Origin of the sequence: Haloarcula sp. CGMCC 1.2071, assembly GCF_037078445.1 — an archaeon.
GTDB lineage: Archaea > Halobacteriota > Halobacteria > Halobacteriales > Haloarculaceae > Haloarcula > Haloarcula amylolytica.
In genome coordinates this window covers 130,263-146,847 of record NZ_JAYMGY010000006.1, presented here as the reverse complement: position 1 = coordinate 146,847, position 16,585 = coordinate 130,263, and the positions used below count along the sequence as shown (strand labels likewise).

Below are 16,585 nucleotides of genomic sequence, written 5' to 3'. Positions count from 1 at the left end.
AGAAAATCTGCTATCCGTCGGTCGGCGGGAAGGAATGACGGTTCGGGACTGAACCACAGCGTGTTACAATCCCGATAGAACCGGCGATGGGTCCCGGACCGCTCTCAGACCAGCGGTTCCTCGCGGACAGTCGCGTCGTACCGCTCGCCCTCGTAGAGGATTTCGACGCTGGTACCGGGTTCAGCGTACTCGGGTGGCAGGTACGTGTAGGCGACACAAGCGCCTTCGGTGTAGCCGTACTCGGCGCTGTGGAGGTAACCGATAGTCTCGTCGCCGTCGAGGACTGGCTTGTTGTCGAGCACGACGGCGTCCTCGTCGTCGAGGGTCAGACAGGCGACCTTGTGGTCGATGTTGTCGCCGTCGGCGGCCGCCGCGACCGCTTCCTTGCCGATGAAGTCGGTTTCGAGGTCGACGGCCCAACCCAGGCCGGCCTCGTACGGGTTGTGCTCCGTGTGGAGGTCCTTCCCCCAGAGGCGGAAGCCTTTCTCGATTCGTAGCGAATTCAGCGCACCGTTGCCGTACGGTCGGATGCCGTACTCCTCGCCGGCCTCCATGATGTGCTCCCAGAGGCGTTCGCCGTACTCCGAGGGCGTGTAGAACTCCCAGCCGAGTTCGCCCGCGTACGAGACGCGAAGTGCAGTCACGGGAACGTTCTTGACGAAGAACTGCTGGCTCGTGAAGAACGGGAAGGCGTCGTCGGAGAGGTCGACGTCGGTGACCTTCGACAGGACCTTCCGGGCGTTCGGGCCGGTACAGACCATCGCCGCCAGGCTGGAGGTCACGTCGTTGACGACCACGTCGTCGGGGGACTGCTCGCGCACCCACGCGACGTGGTTGTTCCCGACTTCGCGACCCGTCGTCAACAGGAGGTAGCGGTCCTCGTCGGTCCGCGTGACCGTGATGTCCGCCCGGACGCCGCCGCCCTCGTTGCACATCAGCGTGTACTTCACGTCGCCCACGTCGATGTCCATGTCGTTCGTACAGAGGTACTGGACGAACTCGCCGGCGTCGCTCCCGGTGACCTCCATCTTGTTGAAGGATGTCATGTCGTGGAGCCCGACGTTCTCCCGAACGTTCACCGCCTCAGCGCCTTCGATGGGGGACCAGTATTTCGCTTCCCAGCCCTCGCGGTCGGGGATCTGGTCACCGTACTCCGCCAGCAGGTCGGCGTTGGAATCGAACCAGTGTGGTTCCTCCCAACCGGCCTCGGCCCACAGTTCGGCGTCGTACTTCTTGTGGGTGTGGTACATCGGGGTCCGGCGGATGTCCCGCTGCTTGTCGGTCCAGACCCACTTGGGGTGCATGATGTTGTAGACGATGCGGTACTCCTCGCCGCCGATGTCCCGGGCAAAGTCCCAGCTCCCCTCGTGCTCGTCGAAGCGGTTCACGTCGCAATGGGCGAGGTCAATCGGGCCGTCAGGGAGCTGTGGAACGCCGTGTTCCATCCACTCGGCGAGCGCCTTACCGGCACCGCCGGCGTGCGTGACCCAGATGGCCGCCGCCGTCCAGAGGCCGTCGTACTCCTGAACGGGACCCATCACGGGGAGTCCGTTCGGCGACTCCGCGAACATCCCGTTGTACTTGTGTTCGAGTTCCTTGCCGGCCGTCGCCGGGAGGAGTTCGTCGCTGGCCTGGCGGGGGGCCTTGTCCGGTCGGTCCGGATGGGTCGCATTGTCCATGTGGTAGTCGGTGAACTCGTGGACTGACCCCTGTTCGCCGTCGGGGTCGTTGCCACCGAGGTCCTGTGGATCGGGCACGATTGGCTCGTGGTTGTACGAGCCGATGCCGTAGGAATCCCCGTGGTTCCGGTAGTACATCGCGTTGTCTTGGTCGCGGAGAATCGGCCGGTCCGGACCGACGAGGAGCCGCTTTGCCTTCTCCCCGGAGACGTTCTCGTAGTTCTCGAACAGCGGGTGGTCGGTGATGTCCACTGCACTGTCGGCCAGTTCGTCGAGGGATTCCGTCATCGTGTACTGGTGCTCGACTGGCGTCACCGGCAGGTGCACGTCGAGCTTCTCGCCGAGTTGGCGGGCCCAGATGTTGGTCGCGACGACGACCTCGTTACACTCGATAGTGCCGTTCTCCGTGACGACGGCCTGTACCGAGCCGTTCTCGGTCTCGACGTCCTCGGTGCGAGTGTGCGGCACGAACTTCGCGCCTCTGTCCATCGCTTCACGAGCCAGCGCGTCACACGCGACGACGCCCGAGACTTGCCCGTCAGTCGGGGAGTAGTAGCCGCCCTTGATCTGGTCGGCATCGACCAGCGGGAGGTGCTCGGTGACTTCTTCGGGCGAGAGCAACTGCGGGTCTTCGATGCCCCAGGCCTTCGCGTACTCGACGCGGCGCTGGAGGAAGTCCATGCGCTCCTCCCTGCGCGCGACTTCGATGCCGCCTGTTTCGTTGTATGCCTGCTGCCCGTCGGCCCCTTCGAGGTCCGAATACAGCCGCCGGCTGTAGTCCGCAAACTGGCTCAGGACCTTCGGTTCCGCGGTCTGAAACATGATTCCGGGGGCGTGCGTCGACGATCCACCCGTGGTCGGCATCGGCCCCTGGTCGACCACGACCACATCTTCTCGGCCGAGCGCTGTCAGCTGGTAGGCGATGTTGCAGCCGACGATTCCAGCACCGATGATGACGGTGTCGGCCTGGGTCGGCAGGCTATCGGTAGGCTCCATAACTCTGAGTAGAACGTGCTATGGCGTGGCAATATAGTTACCGCCTGGTCCACCTCCTTTGCAAACTGACATTGTATCATCACGTAGTGTTTCAGAATAACAGGAGTACCATTGTTAATAGATTTGGGTCCCCTGTGGTGATTGTCGCTTCCGGGCAGAAACTCCGACCAGTGTCCAACACGCTAATGTACTGTCAGGTTATATGTTAACAGCCCTCTGTAATTTTTATGATACGGGGTTTTCACACCGGCGACAGCCGCTCTACCGGTCAATGGTTCTGTTCCGAAGGAGTATCACAGCACCGCTCCGTGTGGCCCAGCGATGCTCCTACTCCCAGCGCTTTTGCCTGCGCGCCGCCGGGCATCGATATGGACTACACCGCCGTCACGCACACGACGACTGACCGACGGCTCGGGAGACTCCCATCGGGACGAGACGTGTCCGTGACTGTCCACCGGTACGTCGGCGGCCCCGGACCGACAGTGTATATCCAGGCGGCGCAACACGGCATCGAACTCAACGGCCCGGCCGCGTTACGGCGACTGCACGACCGCCTGACCGACGCGGCTATCGCCGGGACAGTACTTGTCATCCCGGTCGTGAACCAGCTCGCGTTCGATCACCGGTCGTACATGACCCCCGGCGAGTACGACGTGATGAATCCGAATCTGAACCGCGTGTGGCCGGGAGACGACTCGGGAAGCCTCCAGGAACAGTTCGCCGCTCGCCTGTGGGAACTCGTGAAAGACGCCGACGCAGCGGTCGATCTCCACACTGGCACGGCAGACATGTTAGAACACGTCAGGTGCCAAGCGGGCGATCCGGCCGCCGAACGACTCGCCGAGGCGTTTGGCACTTCCTACAGACTCATCGACGAAGCCGAGGAGGCCGGCGACGACGGCTCGGGCGGGACGTTCCGCGCTGCGGCTGCGGCAGCCGGAATTCCGGTTATCACGGCGGAGCTATCGAACAGTCGCCGGATAGCACAGGACGCGGTTGCGGCTGGTGTCGACGGGATACAGAATCTCCTGCGCGAGCGGGCAGTCCTCCCGGCGGACCCGGAGCCCCGGGCCGAGCAGACGGTACTCCGAAACGATTCGGGGCCGGTCACCGCGTCGGAATCGGGACTGTTCGAATGTCGGCCGGACATCGCCGTCGGTGACGCTGTCAACGCCGGGGAGCGACTGGGGGCTGTCTACGAACCCTCCTCGTTCGAGCAACAACAGGTCGTCTCAGCGACAGAACGAGGAGTGATATTCTCGCTTGCCAGGGAGTCTGTCGTCGTGAAAGGAGAGCGTCTCGCAGGCATCGCGACACCGCGATAACCGAGACGTATCCGAGGAGCCGCCCGCGGGAACTGTTTCAGACGTGTGTTGCTAGCCGTAGTTTTGGGGAAGTTTATAAATGGGTTCGGTATTCCACACCTATCTCTACACCATAACGTGTCATAGTCACTCAATGACATGGGACTTCACACCGCTTTCACGGCGCTCGCGGAGGTCATCGATGCGTACGAATCCCGCGGTCGGTCCATCGAGACCGTCGAAGCATCGCCGGCCGACACCGGTGATGCAGTCCTCGATGTAACGGTGGCGATGCCGATCTCGCTGCGTTCCGGCGGCGGCGCTGACAAGGGTCTCACGCCGGAGACGGCGAATCTAACCGACAGTGGTGACCTCGAAGTCACGTTCTCACCGTCGGCCACTGAACTTCCGTCGACCGCTGGGATCTCACTGTCGATAGGTGATGCCTCGGCGACGGTTACTGACGACGGCTTGCTCCTGACGGTAGAGCTGACAATCGATACCACAGTAGCGCCAGACGAGGCAGCCAGCGTCGACTGTGGGCCTGACCAGGCTAGCCCTGGCGACGCGAGGACAGTCGGCACAGCGAGTGCGGCTGGCACTGACGGTGGTACCTCACTCGCTGATTCTGCTATCTCGGATTCAGAAGCTGTCAGTGAGGGAGACGACGGTTCACGGGAAAGCCCACAGTCGGACGGCGCGGCTACAGCGGCACCTCAGTCTGGTGGCGAGAACGACTCTGAATCCGGCCCGTTCGCCGCCGTCCGCGACGACTCCGTGCCACCGTACGAGGACACCGACTACCTGCAAGCACTGTACGACGAGTGTGACAACTTCAGAGAGATCGCCGAGCAGATACAGATGGACGTCTCCTCCGAGACGGTCCGACGCTACATGATAGAAGCGGACATCCACGTCCCGAACACGTACAATACCTCCAGCGACGACGAAGAAGAAGCGGCCAAATCAGGGCAGTCTGACAACGCCGCGAGCCAGGGTGAAGTCGATGCCGGGGACGAACAGGTCAGTGTGGCCGACCCCGTTTCGGCCGAGTCAGTTGGTTCCGAGAGTTCGGTCGGGGAACTTCCAGACGAGCAACTGGTCACTGACGGGATCGGACTCCCAGCCGATGTCCAACTGCGTGACGTCGCGAACGCGGTCGTCGATTCGGACACGGTGTACGAGGTCCAGCGATGCCTGAGTCTCGACCGTGGCCAGACCCGGGATCTGCTGGAGGAACTCAATCTGCTAGATCTCGTCCTGTGCCGGCTCGCAGACGAACCGGACCACGCTGTCTCCTACGGGACTGTGGCCAGTCGGATCCGGCAGTGTGCGCCTCATAGCGCGTGACAGAAGCGATCTCTTATAAATAGGTTCGATGCCCCACCCACAGAGAAAAGTACGGGTACGCCTTATTTCTGGCAACTCATGGCCCTCGGAACACGCGCTGTCTCAGACAGTCAGGGTGTCCGGACGCTGCTGACGAGCGCCCGGTTCGAACTGATGCCGTTCGAGAGCTTCGACGAGGAGATCACCCACCTCCCCGACGACGCGACAATCGCGATCACGACCTCGCCCCAGCTCGGCATCGAGAAAACCGTCGAAAAGACGGAGGAAGCCGCGGAGATGGGGTTCGATGTCGTGCCACACATCGCGGCCCGGTATGTGGAAGACCGGGCGCAACTCGAAGCGATCGCCGAGCGACTGGAGCAGGCAGGCATCACGGACATCTTCGTCCCAGGAGGTGACCGCGAGGAACCGGCCGGTGAGTACGAGTCGGCGCATGACCTGCTCGAAGCGCTCGCAGAGACCGAGTACTCATTCGCGGAAGTAGGAATCACAGGCTATCCCGAGGGCCACGACTTCATCGACGACGAGACGCTGGCGGAGTCGATGGCACAGAAAGCGCCGTACGCGACGTACATCGTCACCCAGCTCTGTTACGACCCGGAGACCGTGTTAGAGTGGGTCGAAGACATCCGTGCTCGCGGTATCGAACTCCCGGTCGAAGTCGGTATCCCGGGCGTGATGAACTACCAGCGCCTGATGCAAATCTCTCAAAAGGTCGGTGTCGGTGATTCGATCAAGTTCCTCAGGAAGACGACGGGCATTCTCGGGTTCGTCAAGCAACTGGTCGGCTCCCGCGGGACCTACGAACCCGACGAACTCATCGACGGACTCGCGCCCTACGTCGGAGACGACGAGTACAACATCCGCGGCGTCCACATCTACACGTTCAATCAGACGCCCGACACGGAGAAATGGCGGCACAACCGTCTCGATTCCTGAAACCGACCTACTTACTGTCCGGACTCGGGCCACCCAGCTACAAGTACCTGTTTTCGACCGTCTCGCTGGCAGAGACCGCCAGCGAGCCATACTGTGGCCACAGATCCCCAACGCAGTCCAGCAAGAACCGTGAGGTGAGCTTTTCGGGGCAGCATCTATACCGCTTCGGAACTGCAGGAGAGGGGGACGGAGCTACAACGGTATCAGTGAAAACCGGGCGCGGCAGTCGGGGCGGTAAAACAGCAGCGGACGACAGATGGGTGTGCGGACTGCTGGGACAGACGGAGTGATGATCAGTCGTCGCTTTCGGCCTCTTTCCGGGCGTTGAGCTTCGCCTGCTCACGGGCGCTCGGGTTGACGGACTCCTTGAACGGCACTTTCGCGGCGGTCGCGAACACCGGCTCACCGGGTTCGTCGGCGTACTCGTCGGGGAGATGGACCTGGAACTCAAGATCCAGTTCCTCGTCGTAGATCTCGTCGTTGAGCGGCGTATCGGTGACTTCCTGAATCTTCTCAGCCGGGACGAATCCCATCCCGATGTTGGTTTCGAGGTCCGGATTCCACCACGGCGAGGTGAGGTAACCGCATTCCTCGCCCGTGTCCGGGTCAGAGATGAGCCAGAAGTCGGGGGCGTAGTCACGGATCGGCTCGCCGGCGATCTTCAGGCCGATGAGCTTGTGCTCGAACGGGTAGTTGCCGTTCTCGATCTGGTCTTTCTGCTCTTCGAGGACCTCTTTGCCGATGTAGTCGGCCTCCTTGTCGTCGGGAACGTGGTAGCCCAGGTTGACCTGGAACGGCGAGGTCTCGTGGTCGAGGTCCTGGCCCCAGGACATGATACCGGCGGCGATCCGGCGGTGGTGTCCCGGTGCGATCTGGCGACCGTCGTGGTCTTTGACGGACTCCATGACGGGGTCCCAGACCTGTTCGGCGTTTTCCATCGCGTCTTTGACGTAGACCTCGAAGCCTTTCTCGCCCGAGAAGCCGGTCTGGCTGATCAACACATCACAGCCGTTGATTTCGGCGTCCATCAGGCCGTAGTACGGGACGTCTTTGACCTTGTCGCCGACGACGTCGACCATCACGTCGAGCGCCCTCGGGCCCTGAATCTGCATCGGAGCCACGTCGATTTCGTCGATTTCGACGTCGAACTCGTTGTCGACGTTGACGCCCTGCAGCCACTGCATCAGCGTCGAGTCCGAGATGGAGAACCAGAACTCGTCTTCCTCGGGACGCAGGAGAACGGGGTCGTTGAGGACCCCGCCGTCCTCGTTACAGAGGATGACGTACTTTCCGTCCATGGCGTCCATACCTGTCACGTCGCGGGTGACGACGTAGTTCGTCAGCGCCTCGGCGTCGGGCCCTTTGACCCGAATCTGTCGCTCTACGGCGACGTCCCAGAGGGTGACAGTGTTAGTCAGTGCGTCGTACTCCTTCATCACGCCGCCGTCCTCGGGCTCGATGAGGCCGCGCGGATGATAGAGGCGGTTGTAGACAGTTGCCCGCCAGGCACCCTCCTCGTTGAAGGACTTGTGGAAGAACGGGGACTTTCGAACGCGCGTTGACACCAACATCTCGATGTTGGGGTCACCAGTCTGGCGGAGGTTACGGGGGACAGTCCGATCTGACTGGTCGACACTGGGATGGTTAGGATGTTCCTCGTTACCGGTCATGCCTATGAAAGAAGATGTGAAATACTAATAAAGGATATTGTTACTTGCTTCTGGGGTTTATATGCGGGGGAGACTTTGCGGGCACTGATGATACTCTGAACCGTTGTTTAACAGCCCCAGTACATGAATATTCAGCAGAATACGGTGTCGTGTTACTCGGCTGAAACTGGTAGCTGTAGTACGAAACGACCGGCACGGAACACGACCGAGCGGTTGGTGTGACTGTTCGGACAGATATCAGTCCGAGTCACTGCCGGCTCGGGTGTATTTGACGATGTCGAAGTCGTTGTGGTTCGTTCGTTCTGTCTCGGACCAGCGCGACCAGTCGACCGTCGGGAAGACCGTATCGCCGTCGAAAGCTGCCCTTAGTTCGGTGAGGATTAGTTCGTCGGCCTGTGGGAGAAACTGCTCGTACGCAGTAGCGCCGCCAATGACGTACGTCGTAGATGCGCCGCTGTTGGCCGCTTCGGTCAACGCCGCCGTCGTCGAGGTGACAGCCGTGACACTGTCAGGAAGGTGACGCGGCGTCGTAGTCAGAACAATGTTCAATCGCTCCGGGAGTGGGCCGTCGAGATCACGGCGGATGCTCTCAAAGGTACGCCGGCCCATAATCACCGGATGACCGATAGTCGTCTGTTTGAAGTGTGTCAGATCTTCGGGATACTGCCACGGAATGTCGCCGCCGGCACCGATCACGCCGTTAGCCGCGACGGCGGCGATCAGCGAGAGTTTCATACGTACCCCTTTGTCGGGCTGCTGGTAATAAGTCCGCCCCACCGATGAGCGAGGCCACCGCTCGAAACCGACGCATCAATTCCGCTGCCCGAGCTAGGGACACGGTTTCAAGTGACAGCAAGTCGTATTCTGGAACTGGAATCCTGCCGTTTGGATCTGAATCAGTGGGATGTCGCTACACCAATGCTAGCCCGGACCTTGATAGCGTATCTCGCGCGCGACTTATGGGGTTCAGCCATATAAAATGCCGTATGGATACGATTCACCTGTCGCCCGGTCCCGCCGCTGCTCAGGCGTTTCGCCTGGGAATTATCGCGAGCGCGGTCGGTGGACTCGCTGGGATCGCGACGCTGTACTGGTTAGACGTCCTGACACCGGTGTTAGCTGGATACGCACTCGTTCTCCTGTTCCCCGTGTATCTTGTCTTCGCCGCAACAGCGTTGAGCGTGTGGTTGGGATACAACAAAGACGCGACAGCATTGCGACCGGTCTACCGTCAAAAGGATTCGAGCGGGCGATCCGAGTAAACACCACGGTTAGATAGGTCCAGTATCTGCCCCAAAGACTCTCTTTTTGATGGTTTTGTGTACATACACCAGAATACAGTTTCAAATGCGGTTCGAGATCACGAGAGTTGGTGTAAACCGGTAAAACGATTGGAAGCGCTTTCCGAGCGCTCCCAGTGGCGGATCTGTGGACTCACTCCTTTCTGTCGATTATTGTTGCCGCAATGAGGTTCCGCATTCCCCGCCGGAGCCGGCCGCTCATCGCTGTCGAGGACAGTCCGATTTCGTCGGCGACTTCGTTCAAGGAGATATCCCTGGGTTCTCCGAAATAACCGTTTTCGTATGCGGTTGTCAGTGCGGTCCGCTGCTCATCGGTCAAGCCGTACGACGACTCGCCGCCGGTGTCCGTGTTTCCGTAGATTTCGATGATATCGAGCGAGATGTCGTTCTCGTTGGCATACTCCCAGATCGTGTTGAGTGCCTCTCGGTCGGGGAGGAGGAGTCGGACGAGCCATCCGTTGCCCTTCGTTTCGGTATGGACGAGAAATCCGTTGACATCCGTGACGACAGAGCTGATGAGTTTCGTTTCGGGGGTGTGTTCGATGTAGTATATGCCGGTCTGGTCGGTCCAGTCGACGAGTTCGTAGCTCTGGACTGTCGGGTCGGCATCGAGCATCTCTTCGAGTCGGTCTCTGTCACGATACTCGATGAGGAACGGAAACACGGTGGAGCCCGGATCAGTATTCCCCTGTGTGATGACACGTATCGCTATGTCTTCGAGGTTCTGTAACGTTGGAACCAGAGCGAGGCGTTCGTGTTCGATGTGTATTTTCGTCGTTATTGACATTCTGTGGTACGGAGATTACAATCGAAGCGTCAAAGACGAATACCAGTTCGACAACGGAGCACTATCATCTGTGAACTGCTGTATGTACGCGGGGTCTCCACGTCAATGTTTACATGCACAGGTGCACACACGAAGGCAAAAATAAAAAGCTGACTGCCGTCCCAAATAGCTCCTATCGTGTTCGTGAGACTGTGTTTTCGCCAATGAGAACGAGTCTATAGATGCAGTCTAAGCGACGAAGCACCGAGAAATAACTCAGAAGTTATATGTCATGGACCCATTTAATTCGGCGACCAGCATACGTCTATATCGGAATCTGTATTAACAATTGTTTATAATTTCCCGTAATAAACACCCGTAATTATCCTACAATGAGCTTAGAAGGCTGTACCCAGTATATTATATTGATATGAGTGAACCACAAAACCAATCCACCGCGGATAGCGAGTTCTCAAACGCCGATTTCTATCTACCGGCAGTCGCGCTACCACCGAACTTCGGTCGTATCGAGGCGGCTGTTTCCGACCTCTTCGACTTCCACGGCGTCGTGCTGATTCCGGACAGTTACAATAAGTAACTCAGCCGCGTAGCATGTGTGGTTTATTTGAGAGTTACCTATAGTAACAATTGGAACGATTTACACACTGATCGCACTGCCATCGGGCGATCAGGTGTGTGTTGATCTTCAATGGCTACTATAACTAATCGTGGTTAGTCGGTCAGTTTATCGGCGACCGCTTCGACAGCCTCGACAGGAACGTCGTACTCGTCGGCGACCGCTTGTGCCTGTGCTGCCGAGAGTGAACCGGTTCCGGCGACTGCATTTTCGCTGGGTTCTCGCGGCTGTGAGGGTGCCAACGTTTCGTCGTTGATAGACAGGCTCACTGCGTCCCAGCGGGTGTAGTGACCCATCGCATCGAAGTACGCCTTCGTCGCCCGCCGTTCGTCGTCCTGGAACTCGGCAGTCAGGAGTCCCTCCTCACCAACCAGCGGACCGGCTTTGACGATCCCTGCCGGGTTGATGAGCATACTCCCGCCTGCGGCGACGTTGAACCCGAGTTCGTCCTCAGAGAAGCCGTCTGGAACAGCGTCGCTCATGTACGCCGAGCACGCGGCGACGAACGACTGGGTTTCGAAGGCGTACTCCCGCATGGCAGGATAGATATCGCAGGTATCCACGGCCTCGCTCGTCTCCGCTCGGGTCTTGTCCCCTGGATGACCGTGTTGTTCCCAGAAGCCGGGCCAGACGGCGGCGTGTATCTCCTCGCCCATTGCGGTCAGCGCTGCCTTCGAGAGCGTCATATGGTTCTCGTAGCAGATGAGGCCGCCGAGCCGTCCGACAGCCGTCTCGTACGTGGCCAGGCTGGATGGGTCGCCGCGCCCCCAGATGGCACGCTCCTCGTGGGTCGGCATCAGTTTCCGGTGTCGACCCATCAGCTCCCCCGTACTGTCGAAGTAAAACAGCGAATTGTAGAGCGTCTCACTTCCCTGCCGGTCACTGATTTCGTTCGTGCCCAACACGAGCGTGAGGTCCGCCTCCGCGACTGCCTCACCGAGTACCTCGATAGCCTCGTCGTCGACGTGGAGACTGTTCTTCTGGAGGTCCACCATCAGGTCAGTCCATCTGGAGATAGAGACGCTGCCTCGCCAGTATGGGTATCCCGGGAAGTACGTCTCCGGGAAGACGACGATGTCTGCACCGTCCCGACCCGCCTGCTCGATGTACCGGCATGTCTTGTCTAGCGTTCCCTCCTTGTCGTGGTAGACAGGCTCTACCTGCGCGGCCGCGAGTGTGAACGATTCAGCTGGCATTCGTTTCCAATTCACAGGCCAGCATCAAATCAGTTGAGCCGATCCGCCGGGGGTGCGGTCTCAGAACTGTTCGTGGGACACGGAACCGACCGGGCTCTTTCCTACTGCCGTCCCGGCTCTGGGGCCTGCCAGGCGACGATGATACCGGCGATGGCGACCACGCCAGCCAGTAGAAACGCCGGCTCGAACCCGACTCTGTTTACTACGGCTCCACCGGCGATCGGTGCAATAAACGCCCCTGCCAGGCCGATACTGGTCTGGAACGCGACCGCCGTTGCGGCGACGCGCGGATCGACAAGCTCTCGAACGTACGTGAACGAGAGGCCGAGCGTCAACTGGACCGCAAATCCGATCAACAGGAGGACAGCAACGAGCAGTGCCAGCGAGCGGAACTGCGGAAACCCGAGGAGAAGCGGAGCGGCGAGTCCGAACGACCACAACACGACCGGTCGCCGGCTTCCGTCGAAGACCCGATCCGAGATGAGCCCGCCACTGATTCGAGATATGACACCAACAGCGGGAAATACGGCAACGACGAGTCCGCTCACAGCCAGAGAGAAGCCAAGGCCTTGCGTGAGATACGACGAGCCCCAGCTATTTACGAACAGGTATAGCGCGTAGCCGAGGAAGCCGAGGATACCAACGAGCCAGACGCTCGGGCTCCGGAGCACTGCGCCGAATTCCTGCAGGGACGGGGCATCGCCGCGGCTCCCGCCGTGCCCGCGACTCGCTGGCCAGAAGACGGCCAGGCCCGCGATTACAGGACCAATGAAGGCCAGAAAGACAGCCGGCCAGCCGAACCGCTGGGCGATAAGCGGCCCCGTTCCCTGTCCGAGTGCGAAGCCGACCGGCCCACTGGCAGTGAAGATGCCGACTGCTGTCGCACGGTTGGAGCTGTCGACGGCCCGGCTCACCATGTCGATACCGGCGTTCCAGACAACGACGTACGCAGTGCCTCCCAGTACACGAGATGCGAGGATTGTCTCGTACTGGCCACGGCGGCCGGCTTGCCAGCCCCACATCCCTGCGATGACTAAGATGCCCACCGCAAGGGCTATCACACTCCTCGAATCAGTCCGGTCCAGCACAGCCCCGGCAGGGAGGCTGACGACGACAGCGGTGCCGAACATGACCCCGACGAGGAGGCCGGCGGCTGTCGGCCCGACCTGCAGTGAGTCTCGAATAAGTGGTGTGACGCTTGCGGGGACGATCTCGTATGCGGCCAATCCCATCGAGATCAGGCTCGCACCCGCCACGAGCCACCACGTCGAGTCGGCTGTTCGAACAGGTGTCTCGGCAGCGGTATCCGAAATATCGGAATCAGTAGCCTGAGGTGTCATTCTGGCGGGGAAGAGCGTTCGGTCATCGCACTGTCGTAGTTGGCACCGGAGCTATAGTAGCCATTGAAAATCAATGCACACCTGATCGTACGACGGCAGTGCGATCAGTGTGAATCGTTTCAATTGTTACTATAGAAGTGAGAAGCTCAGTCAGTTCGAGTGGCGCACGTCTGGCGAGGAGTTCCCGAACAACACCGAAAAAACTGCTTGGTGAGGAGCGGTGGCGACTGAGCGTCACTGTTTCCGAATGAGATCACAGAGCGTATTGAAACCATGGGGCCTGAAGTGGATGATACAACAGAGTGGTTGCCGAGTGCGGCGTAGCACGAGCGTGGAACCTGCGGCACGACACCCAAACAGAAGCAGAAAAACAATCGGGTATATAGACACTCACCTATAGTATAGGTACAAGCATAGAGATCTGATCTGGTATTTCCCAATTTTCGTTCTATCTTTTCGGCTATATTAACTACTAGTCTGAATCCAGTAATCGTTCGGAGCATATTCAGAAGAACTGTGCTAGATATGTTTATACTCACAAGAGGTGATACGTGATTCAGTATTTGTATTGCGTCTCCAGGGTTGGCTATCACATCAGAACAGTGTGTTTCATCGGGCATAGTCGAGGAGGGGTTACCGAGCGTGTACGATCCAGCCCGGGGCACCAGTCGGTCGACGAACTCGTCGTGGATGTCTTCGTGGACGATGGCCCGCGACAGTGCGTCACAGATCTCACTGGTGCTGTAGTAGACGTATGCCGCGGCAGCGGCAACTACCGTTTCTACGTCCACATCGGGAAAGACAACGAGCGGCGACTTCCCGCCCAGTTCGAGAGTAACAGGAGCCATACGGGCGGCGGTCTGCACTGTAGTCGAACCAGTCCCAGTTACCGATCCAGCCGTGCCAGTCGCTCCGGCAGCCCCCGCAGGCGTCGACCTGAGCGACGACGCCGGGTCCAACTCCGGGTGTTCGACGTCTTTCAACGTCGGCCACCCGTCTATCCGTCTATAGTACTGTATTCGTAGTACTGACTTCGAACTTCGATTTCGTTTTTCGTATATCGAAGTATCTCTAACAGATTTGCCATATATCTAGAGGTGAATCTATCTCTGGGTCCAGTGATACCGAGGGAGACCATGACCTCCTGTTCGTCGTTGAATATCGGAACGGCGACACCGCGAACGCCCCTGAGGTGCTCCTCGTCGTCTATCGCATAGCCCTGGTCACGGATTCGCTCGAGGGCCGCTTCGAGATCGGACCGGGATGACAGCGTGTTATCAGTCCCTTTCGGAAGCCCATGGTCGGCAACAATTTCGTTTCGTTTTTCGACCGGAAGATGCGCCAGAATAACTTTGCCCAGCGATGTCCAGTGCATCTCGGTGTGATTCCCGATAGGGATTTCGTCGCCCGCAGCCTTTCCACCTGAACTCCTGTAGAGGATGACCCGCTGGCCGTTCTCCTCGATGCCGGCACCAGCAATCTCACCGGTCTCTCTGCTGAGTTCTTCAACTTTATTGCGAAGCAGTCGACCGATGTCCAGTCTCTGCCGAACGCTGCCCCCGAGCTCCAGAAAGCGGAAAGACCGGCGATACTGCCCGGATTCCTTGACGACGTAGTCACGCTGGACGAGTGTGTTGAGATGAATAAACACAGTGCTCGTGGGGATATCCAGATGAGACGCGAGGTCGGAGAGACCGACCGGTTCACGTTTTTCGAGCGCGGCGAGAATATCCAGCGTTGTCTCGACCGCACTGATCGTTTTGTTGTTTTGCGAGGACATAGATGGGATTTTTTTTGCAGGGTGAAATAGATTCCGCCGAGAGGCAAAATGTTTCCACTCACGTTGGAAACTGGTACGATGCACTGATATTAGGGATTCTAACAGGAGTACGGATGTTATTTTCCTCGACCTCGCCACACGCGAAGAGTGACAACATACCACACGAACATGTGGGGCGTAAGATCCAGTCCCGAATTCAGCAGTTACAGTCCCTCTGGCGTCGCTTTGTGACATTCGTCTGTTCAACACGAGCGCAACAAGTGGCTTTCAATCTCGTTGAAAGGAGTTGGAACTGCTCTGATATCCCATTTTCCGCGAAGTAGTAGTTCTCTGCTCCAACTTCTGTATCACGGAATGAGGTCGTACGTACGGGTGTGACGTTTTGGCCTCGGTTCAGAACCGCCGGCTACGCAGTCATACCGGGCGTTGCTCCGCGGGCGCTGCCGGTTTCGATGTGATCGGTCCGCCCGACTGTGCCGGTACTACCAACATTTATTAATGATGATTGCGATGCTTCTTCTACTCGGTATGAGCGAAGTTACACTATCAAACGTCAGCAAGGTATACGACGACAACGTCCTTGCAGTTGAGGACCTCTCTCTGACCGTCGAGGACGGGGAGTTTGTCGTCGTTGTCGGACCGTCCGGGTGTGGCAAGTCGACCACACTTCGGATGATTGCCGGGCTCGAAACGGTCACCGACGGTGAGATTGCTATCGGCGGGGACGTAGTCAACGACGTGCGTCCACAGGACCGGAACATTGCGATGGTGTTCCAGAGTTACGCGCTGTACCCGCACATGACCGTACGCGATAACATGTCCTTCGGGCTGCGGCTGTCCGGCGAGTACGACGATCAGATCGAGCAACGCGTGGCCGAGGCTGCCGAACTGCTGGAGATTTCGGACCTCATGGACGACCTACCGAAACAACTCTCGGGTGGCCAGCAACAGCGCGTCGCGCTTGGGCGGGCTATCGTCCGCGATCCGGACGTGTTTCTGATGGACGAACCGCTGTCGAACCTCGACGCCAAGCTTCGGACACAGATGCGCACGGAGATCCAGCGGATTCAGGAAGAGCTGGACGTGACGACGATTTACGTCACGCACGATCAGACGGAAGCGATGACGATGGCGGACCGGATCGTGATTCTCAATCAGGGTGAACTCCAGCAGGTCGCACCGCCGGAGCGCTGCTACGACGAGCCCAACAACAAATTTGTCGCGGGGTTCATCGGGTCACCATCGATGAACTTCTTCGAGGTGAGCGTGACAAATAGCGGTGGACGTACGACGGTCCACTCAGCAGGTGTGGAGTTTACGCTCAACGTCGATATTCCGGACGGGGAGTACACGCTGGGCGTCCGTCCGGAGGATTTCGTCGCCGAGGACGCCGGGTCGTACATCGATACGGTCGTGGACGTCGTAGAACCCATGGGTTCGGACAATTTCCTCTATCTGGAGACAGCAGACGGGTCGAAAGAAGTCGTAGCCCGGGTCGATAGCGAGTACCGACCGGAACGGGGCGACGAAATCGCGTTAGGATTTCATACGGAGGATATGCATCTGTTCGGTCCCGATGGCGAGCGAGTGGAACTGAACCAGCTACAGCGGACAGAATCAGCGTAAT

Annotated in this window: 13 protein-coding genes and 1 pseudogene; 6 read left to right on the top strand and 8 right to left on the bottom strand. The window is 59.0% G+C overall.

The genetic code is table 11. The features are described 5' to 3' along the window. Positions 1 to 104: 104 nt before the first annotated feature. Positions 105 to 2,675 (bottom strand): GcvT family protein, encoded by a 2,571-nt coding sequence (locus tag VI234_RS13200; RefSeq protein ID WP_336330263.1) that lies wholly within the window; start codon positions 2,673 to 2,675, stop codon positions 105 to 107. A 368-nt stretch (positions 2,676 to 3,043) separates the two neighbouring features. Between VI234_RS13200 and VI234_RS13195 the strand changes: the two genes are divergently transcribed. The 3 genes from VI234_RS13195 (at position 3,044) to VI234_RS13185 (ending at position 6,268) form a co-directional block, all read left to right on the top strand. Next, entirely contained in the window at positions 3,044 to 4,000 is a 957-nt protein-coding gene (locus VI234_RS13195; RefSeq protein ID WP_336330262.1) for a succinylglutamate desuccinylase/aspartoacylase family protein, read from the top strand. Positions 4,001 to 4,138: 138 nt separating this feature from the next. Further along, positions 4,139 to 5,329 (top strand): hypothetical protein, encoded by a 1,191-nt coding sequence (locus VI234_RS13190; protein ID WP_336330261.1) that lies wholly within the window; start codon positions 4,139 to 4,141, stop codon positions 5,327 to 5,329. Between the two features lie 78 nt (positions 5,330 to 5,407). Continuing rightward, positions 5,408 to 6,268 (top strand): methylenetetrahydrofolate reductase, encoded by an 861-nt coding sequence (locus VI234_RS13185; protein ID WP_336330260.1) that lies wholly within the window; start codon positions 5,408 to 5,410, stop codon positions 6,266 to 6,268. Between the two features lie 293 nt (positions 6,269 to 6,561). Here the strand turns inward: VI234_RS13185 and VI234_RS13180 are convergent, their stop codons facing one another. Together VI234_RS13180 and VI234_RS13175 are read right to left on the bottom strand one after the other, a co-directional pair. Beyond that, positions 6,562 to 7,938 (bottom strand): aminomethyltransferase, encoded by a 1,377-nt coding sequence (locus tag VI234_RS13180; RefSeq protein WP_008312027.1) that lies wholly within the window; start codon positions 7,936 to 7,938, stop codon positions 6,562 to 6,564. Positions 7,939 to 8,175: 237 nt separating this feature from the next. Then, positions 8,176 to 8,673, bottom strand: coding sequence for a dihydrofolate reductase (locus tag VI234_RS13175; RefSeq protein ID WP_008312029.1), 498 nt, complete (start codon positions 8,671 to 8,673; stop codon positions 8,176 to 8,178). A 251-nt stretch (positions 8,674 to 8,924) separates the two neighbouring features. On the opposite strand from VI234_RS13175, the gene VI234_RS13170 reads away from it, so the two are divergent. Beyond that, positions 8,925 to 9,200: a hypothetical protein gene (locus VI234_RS13170; RefSeq protein ID WP_008312031.1), complete on the top strand. Its 276-nt coding sequence runs from the start codon at positions 8,925 to 8,927 to the stop codon at positions 9,198 to 9,200. A gap of 172 nt (positions 9,201 to 9,372) precedes the next feature. Here VI234_RS13170 and VI234_RS13165 read toward each other — a convergent pair whose 3' ends face one another. After that, positions 9,373 to 10,026, bottom strand: a complete 654-nt coding sequence (locus tag VI234_RS13165) for a helix-turn-helix domain-containing protein (RefSeq protein ID WP_014031192.1) — start codon at positions 10,024 to 10,026, stop codon at positions 9,373 to 9,375. 409 nt (positions 10,027 to 10,435) lie between these two features. Between VI234_RS13165 and VI234_RS13160 the strand changes: the two genes are divergently transcribed. Beyond that, positions 10,436 to 10,603 carry a hypothetical protein gene (locus VI234_RS13160; RefSeq protein WP_008312034.1) on the top strand — a complete coding sequence of 56 codons (168 nt, stop codon included), beginning with the start codon at positions 10,436 to 10,438 and terminating at the stop codon, positions 10,601 to 10,603. A 134-nt stretch (positions 10,604 to 10,737) separates the two neighbouring features. On the opposite strand, the gene VI234_RS13155 is transcribed toward VI234_RS13160, so the two are convergent. From VI234_RS13155 to VI234_RS13140, 4 genes and pseudogenes are all read right to left on the bottom strand, one after another. After that, positions 10,738 to 11,838, bottom strand: coding sequence for a carbon-nitrogen hydrolase family protein (locus tag VI234_RS13155; RefSeq protein ID WP_008312037.1), 1,101 nt, complete (start codon positions 11,836 to 11,838; stop codon positions 10,738 to 10,740). A gap of 101 nt (positions 11,839 to 11,939) precedes the next feature. Then, the gene (locus VI234_RS13150) at positions 11,940 to 13,178 is read right to left on the bottom strand and encodes an MFS transporter (RefSeq protein ID WP_336330259.1); all 1,239 of its coding nucleotides are present in this window, start codon (positions 13,176 to 13,178) and stop codon (positions 11,940 to 11,942) included. 605 nt (positions 13,179 to 13,783) lie between these two features. Then, positions 13,784 to 14,071, bottom strand: a pseudogene (locus VI234_RS21310) (aldehyde dehydrogenase family protein); the annotation flags it as partial. A 104-nt stretch (positions 14,072 to 14,175) separates the two neighbouring features. After that, a complete protein-coding gene (locus VI234_RS13140; protein ID WP_008312267.1) occupies positions 14,176 to 14,958 on the bottom strand; it encodes an IclR family transcriptional regulator in 783 nt (260 codons plus the stop codon). A 528-nt stretch (positions 14,959 to 15,486) separates the two neighbouring features. On the opposite strand from VI234_RS13140, the gene VI234_RS13135 reads away from it, so the two are divergent. After that, positions 15,487 to 16,584, top strand: coding sequence for a sn-glycerol-3-phosphate ABC transporter ATP-binding protein UgpC (locus VI234_RS13135; protein WP_049943056.1), 1,098 nt, complete (start codon positions 15,487 to 15,489; stop codon positions 16,582 to 16,584). Position 16,585: the final 1 nt, after the last annotated feature.

Coding starts and splice junctions, on each gene's coding strand:
- VI234_RS13200 (WP_336330263.1), bottom strand. CDS start 2,675: ATGGAGCCTACCGATAGCCTGCCGACCCAGGCCGACACCGTCATCATC.
- VI234_RS13195 (WP_336330262.1), top strand. CDS start 3,044: ATGGACTACACCGCCGTCACGCACACGACGACTGACCGACGGCTCGGG.
- VI234_RS13190 (WP_336330261.1), top strand. CDS start 4,139: ATGGGACTTCACACCGCTTTCACGGCGCTCGCGGAGGTCATCGATGCG.
- VI234_RS13185 (WP_336330260.1), top strand. CDS start 5,408: ATGGCCCTCGGAACACGCGCTGTCTCAGACAGTCAGGGTGTCCGGACG.
- VI234_RS13180 (WP_008312027.1), bottom strand. CDS start 7,938: ATGACCGGTAACGAGGAACATCCTAACCATCCCAGTGTCGACCAGTCA.
- VI234_RS13175 (WP_008312029.1), bottom strand. CDS start 8,673: ATGAAACTCTCGCTGATCGCCGCCGTCGCGGCTAACGGCGTGATCGGT.
- VI234_RS13170 (WP_008312031.1), top strand. CDS start 8,925: ATGGATACGATTCACCTGTCGCCCGGTCCCGCCGCTGCTCAGGCGTTT.
- VI234_RS13165 (WP_014031192.1), bottom strand. CDS start 10,026: ATGTCAATAACGACGAAAATACACATCGAACACGAACGCCTCGCTCTG.
- VI234_RS13160 (WP_008312034.1), top strand. CDS start 10,436: ATGAGTGAACCACAAAACCAATCCACCGCGGATAGCGAGTTCTCAAAC.
- VI234_RS13155 (WP_008312037.1), bottom strand. CDS start 11,838: ATGCCAGCTGAATCGTTCACACTCGCGGCCGCGCAGGTAGAGCCTGTC.
- VI234_RS13150 (WP_336330259.1), bottom strand. CDS start 13,178: ATGACACCTCAGGCTACTGATTCCGATATTTCGGATACCGCTGCCGAG.
- VI234_RS13140 (WP_008312267.1), bottom strand. CDS start 14,958: ATGTCCTCGCAAAACAACAAAACGATCAGTGCGGTCGAGACAACGCTG.
- VI234_RS13135 (WP_049943056.1), top strand. CDS start 15,487: ATGAGCGAAGTTACACTATCAAACGTCAGCAAGGTATACGACGACAAC.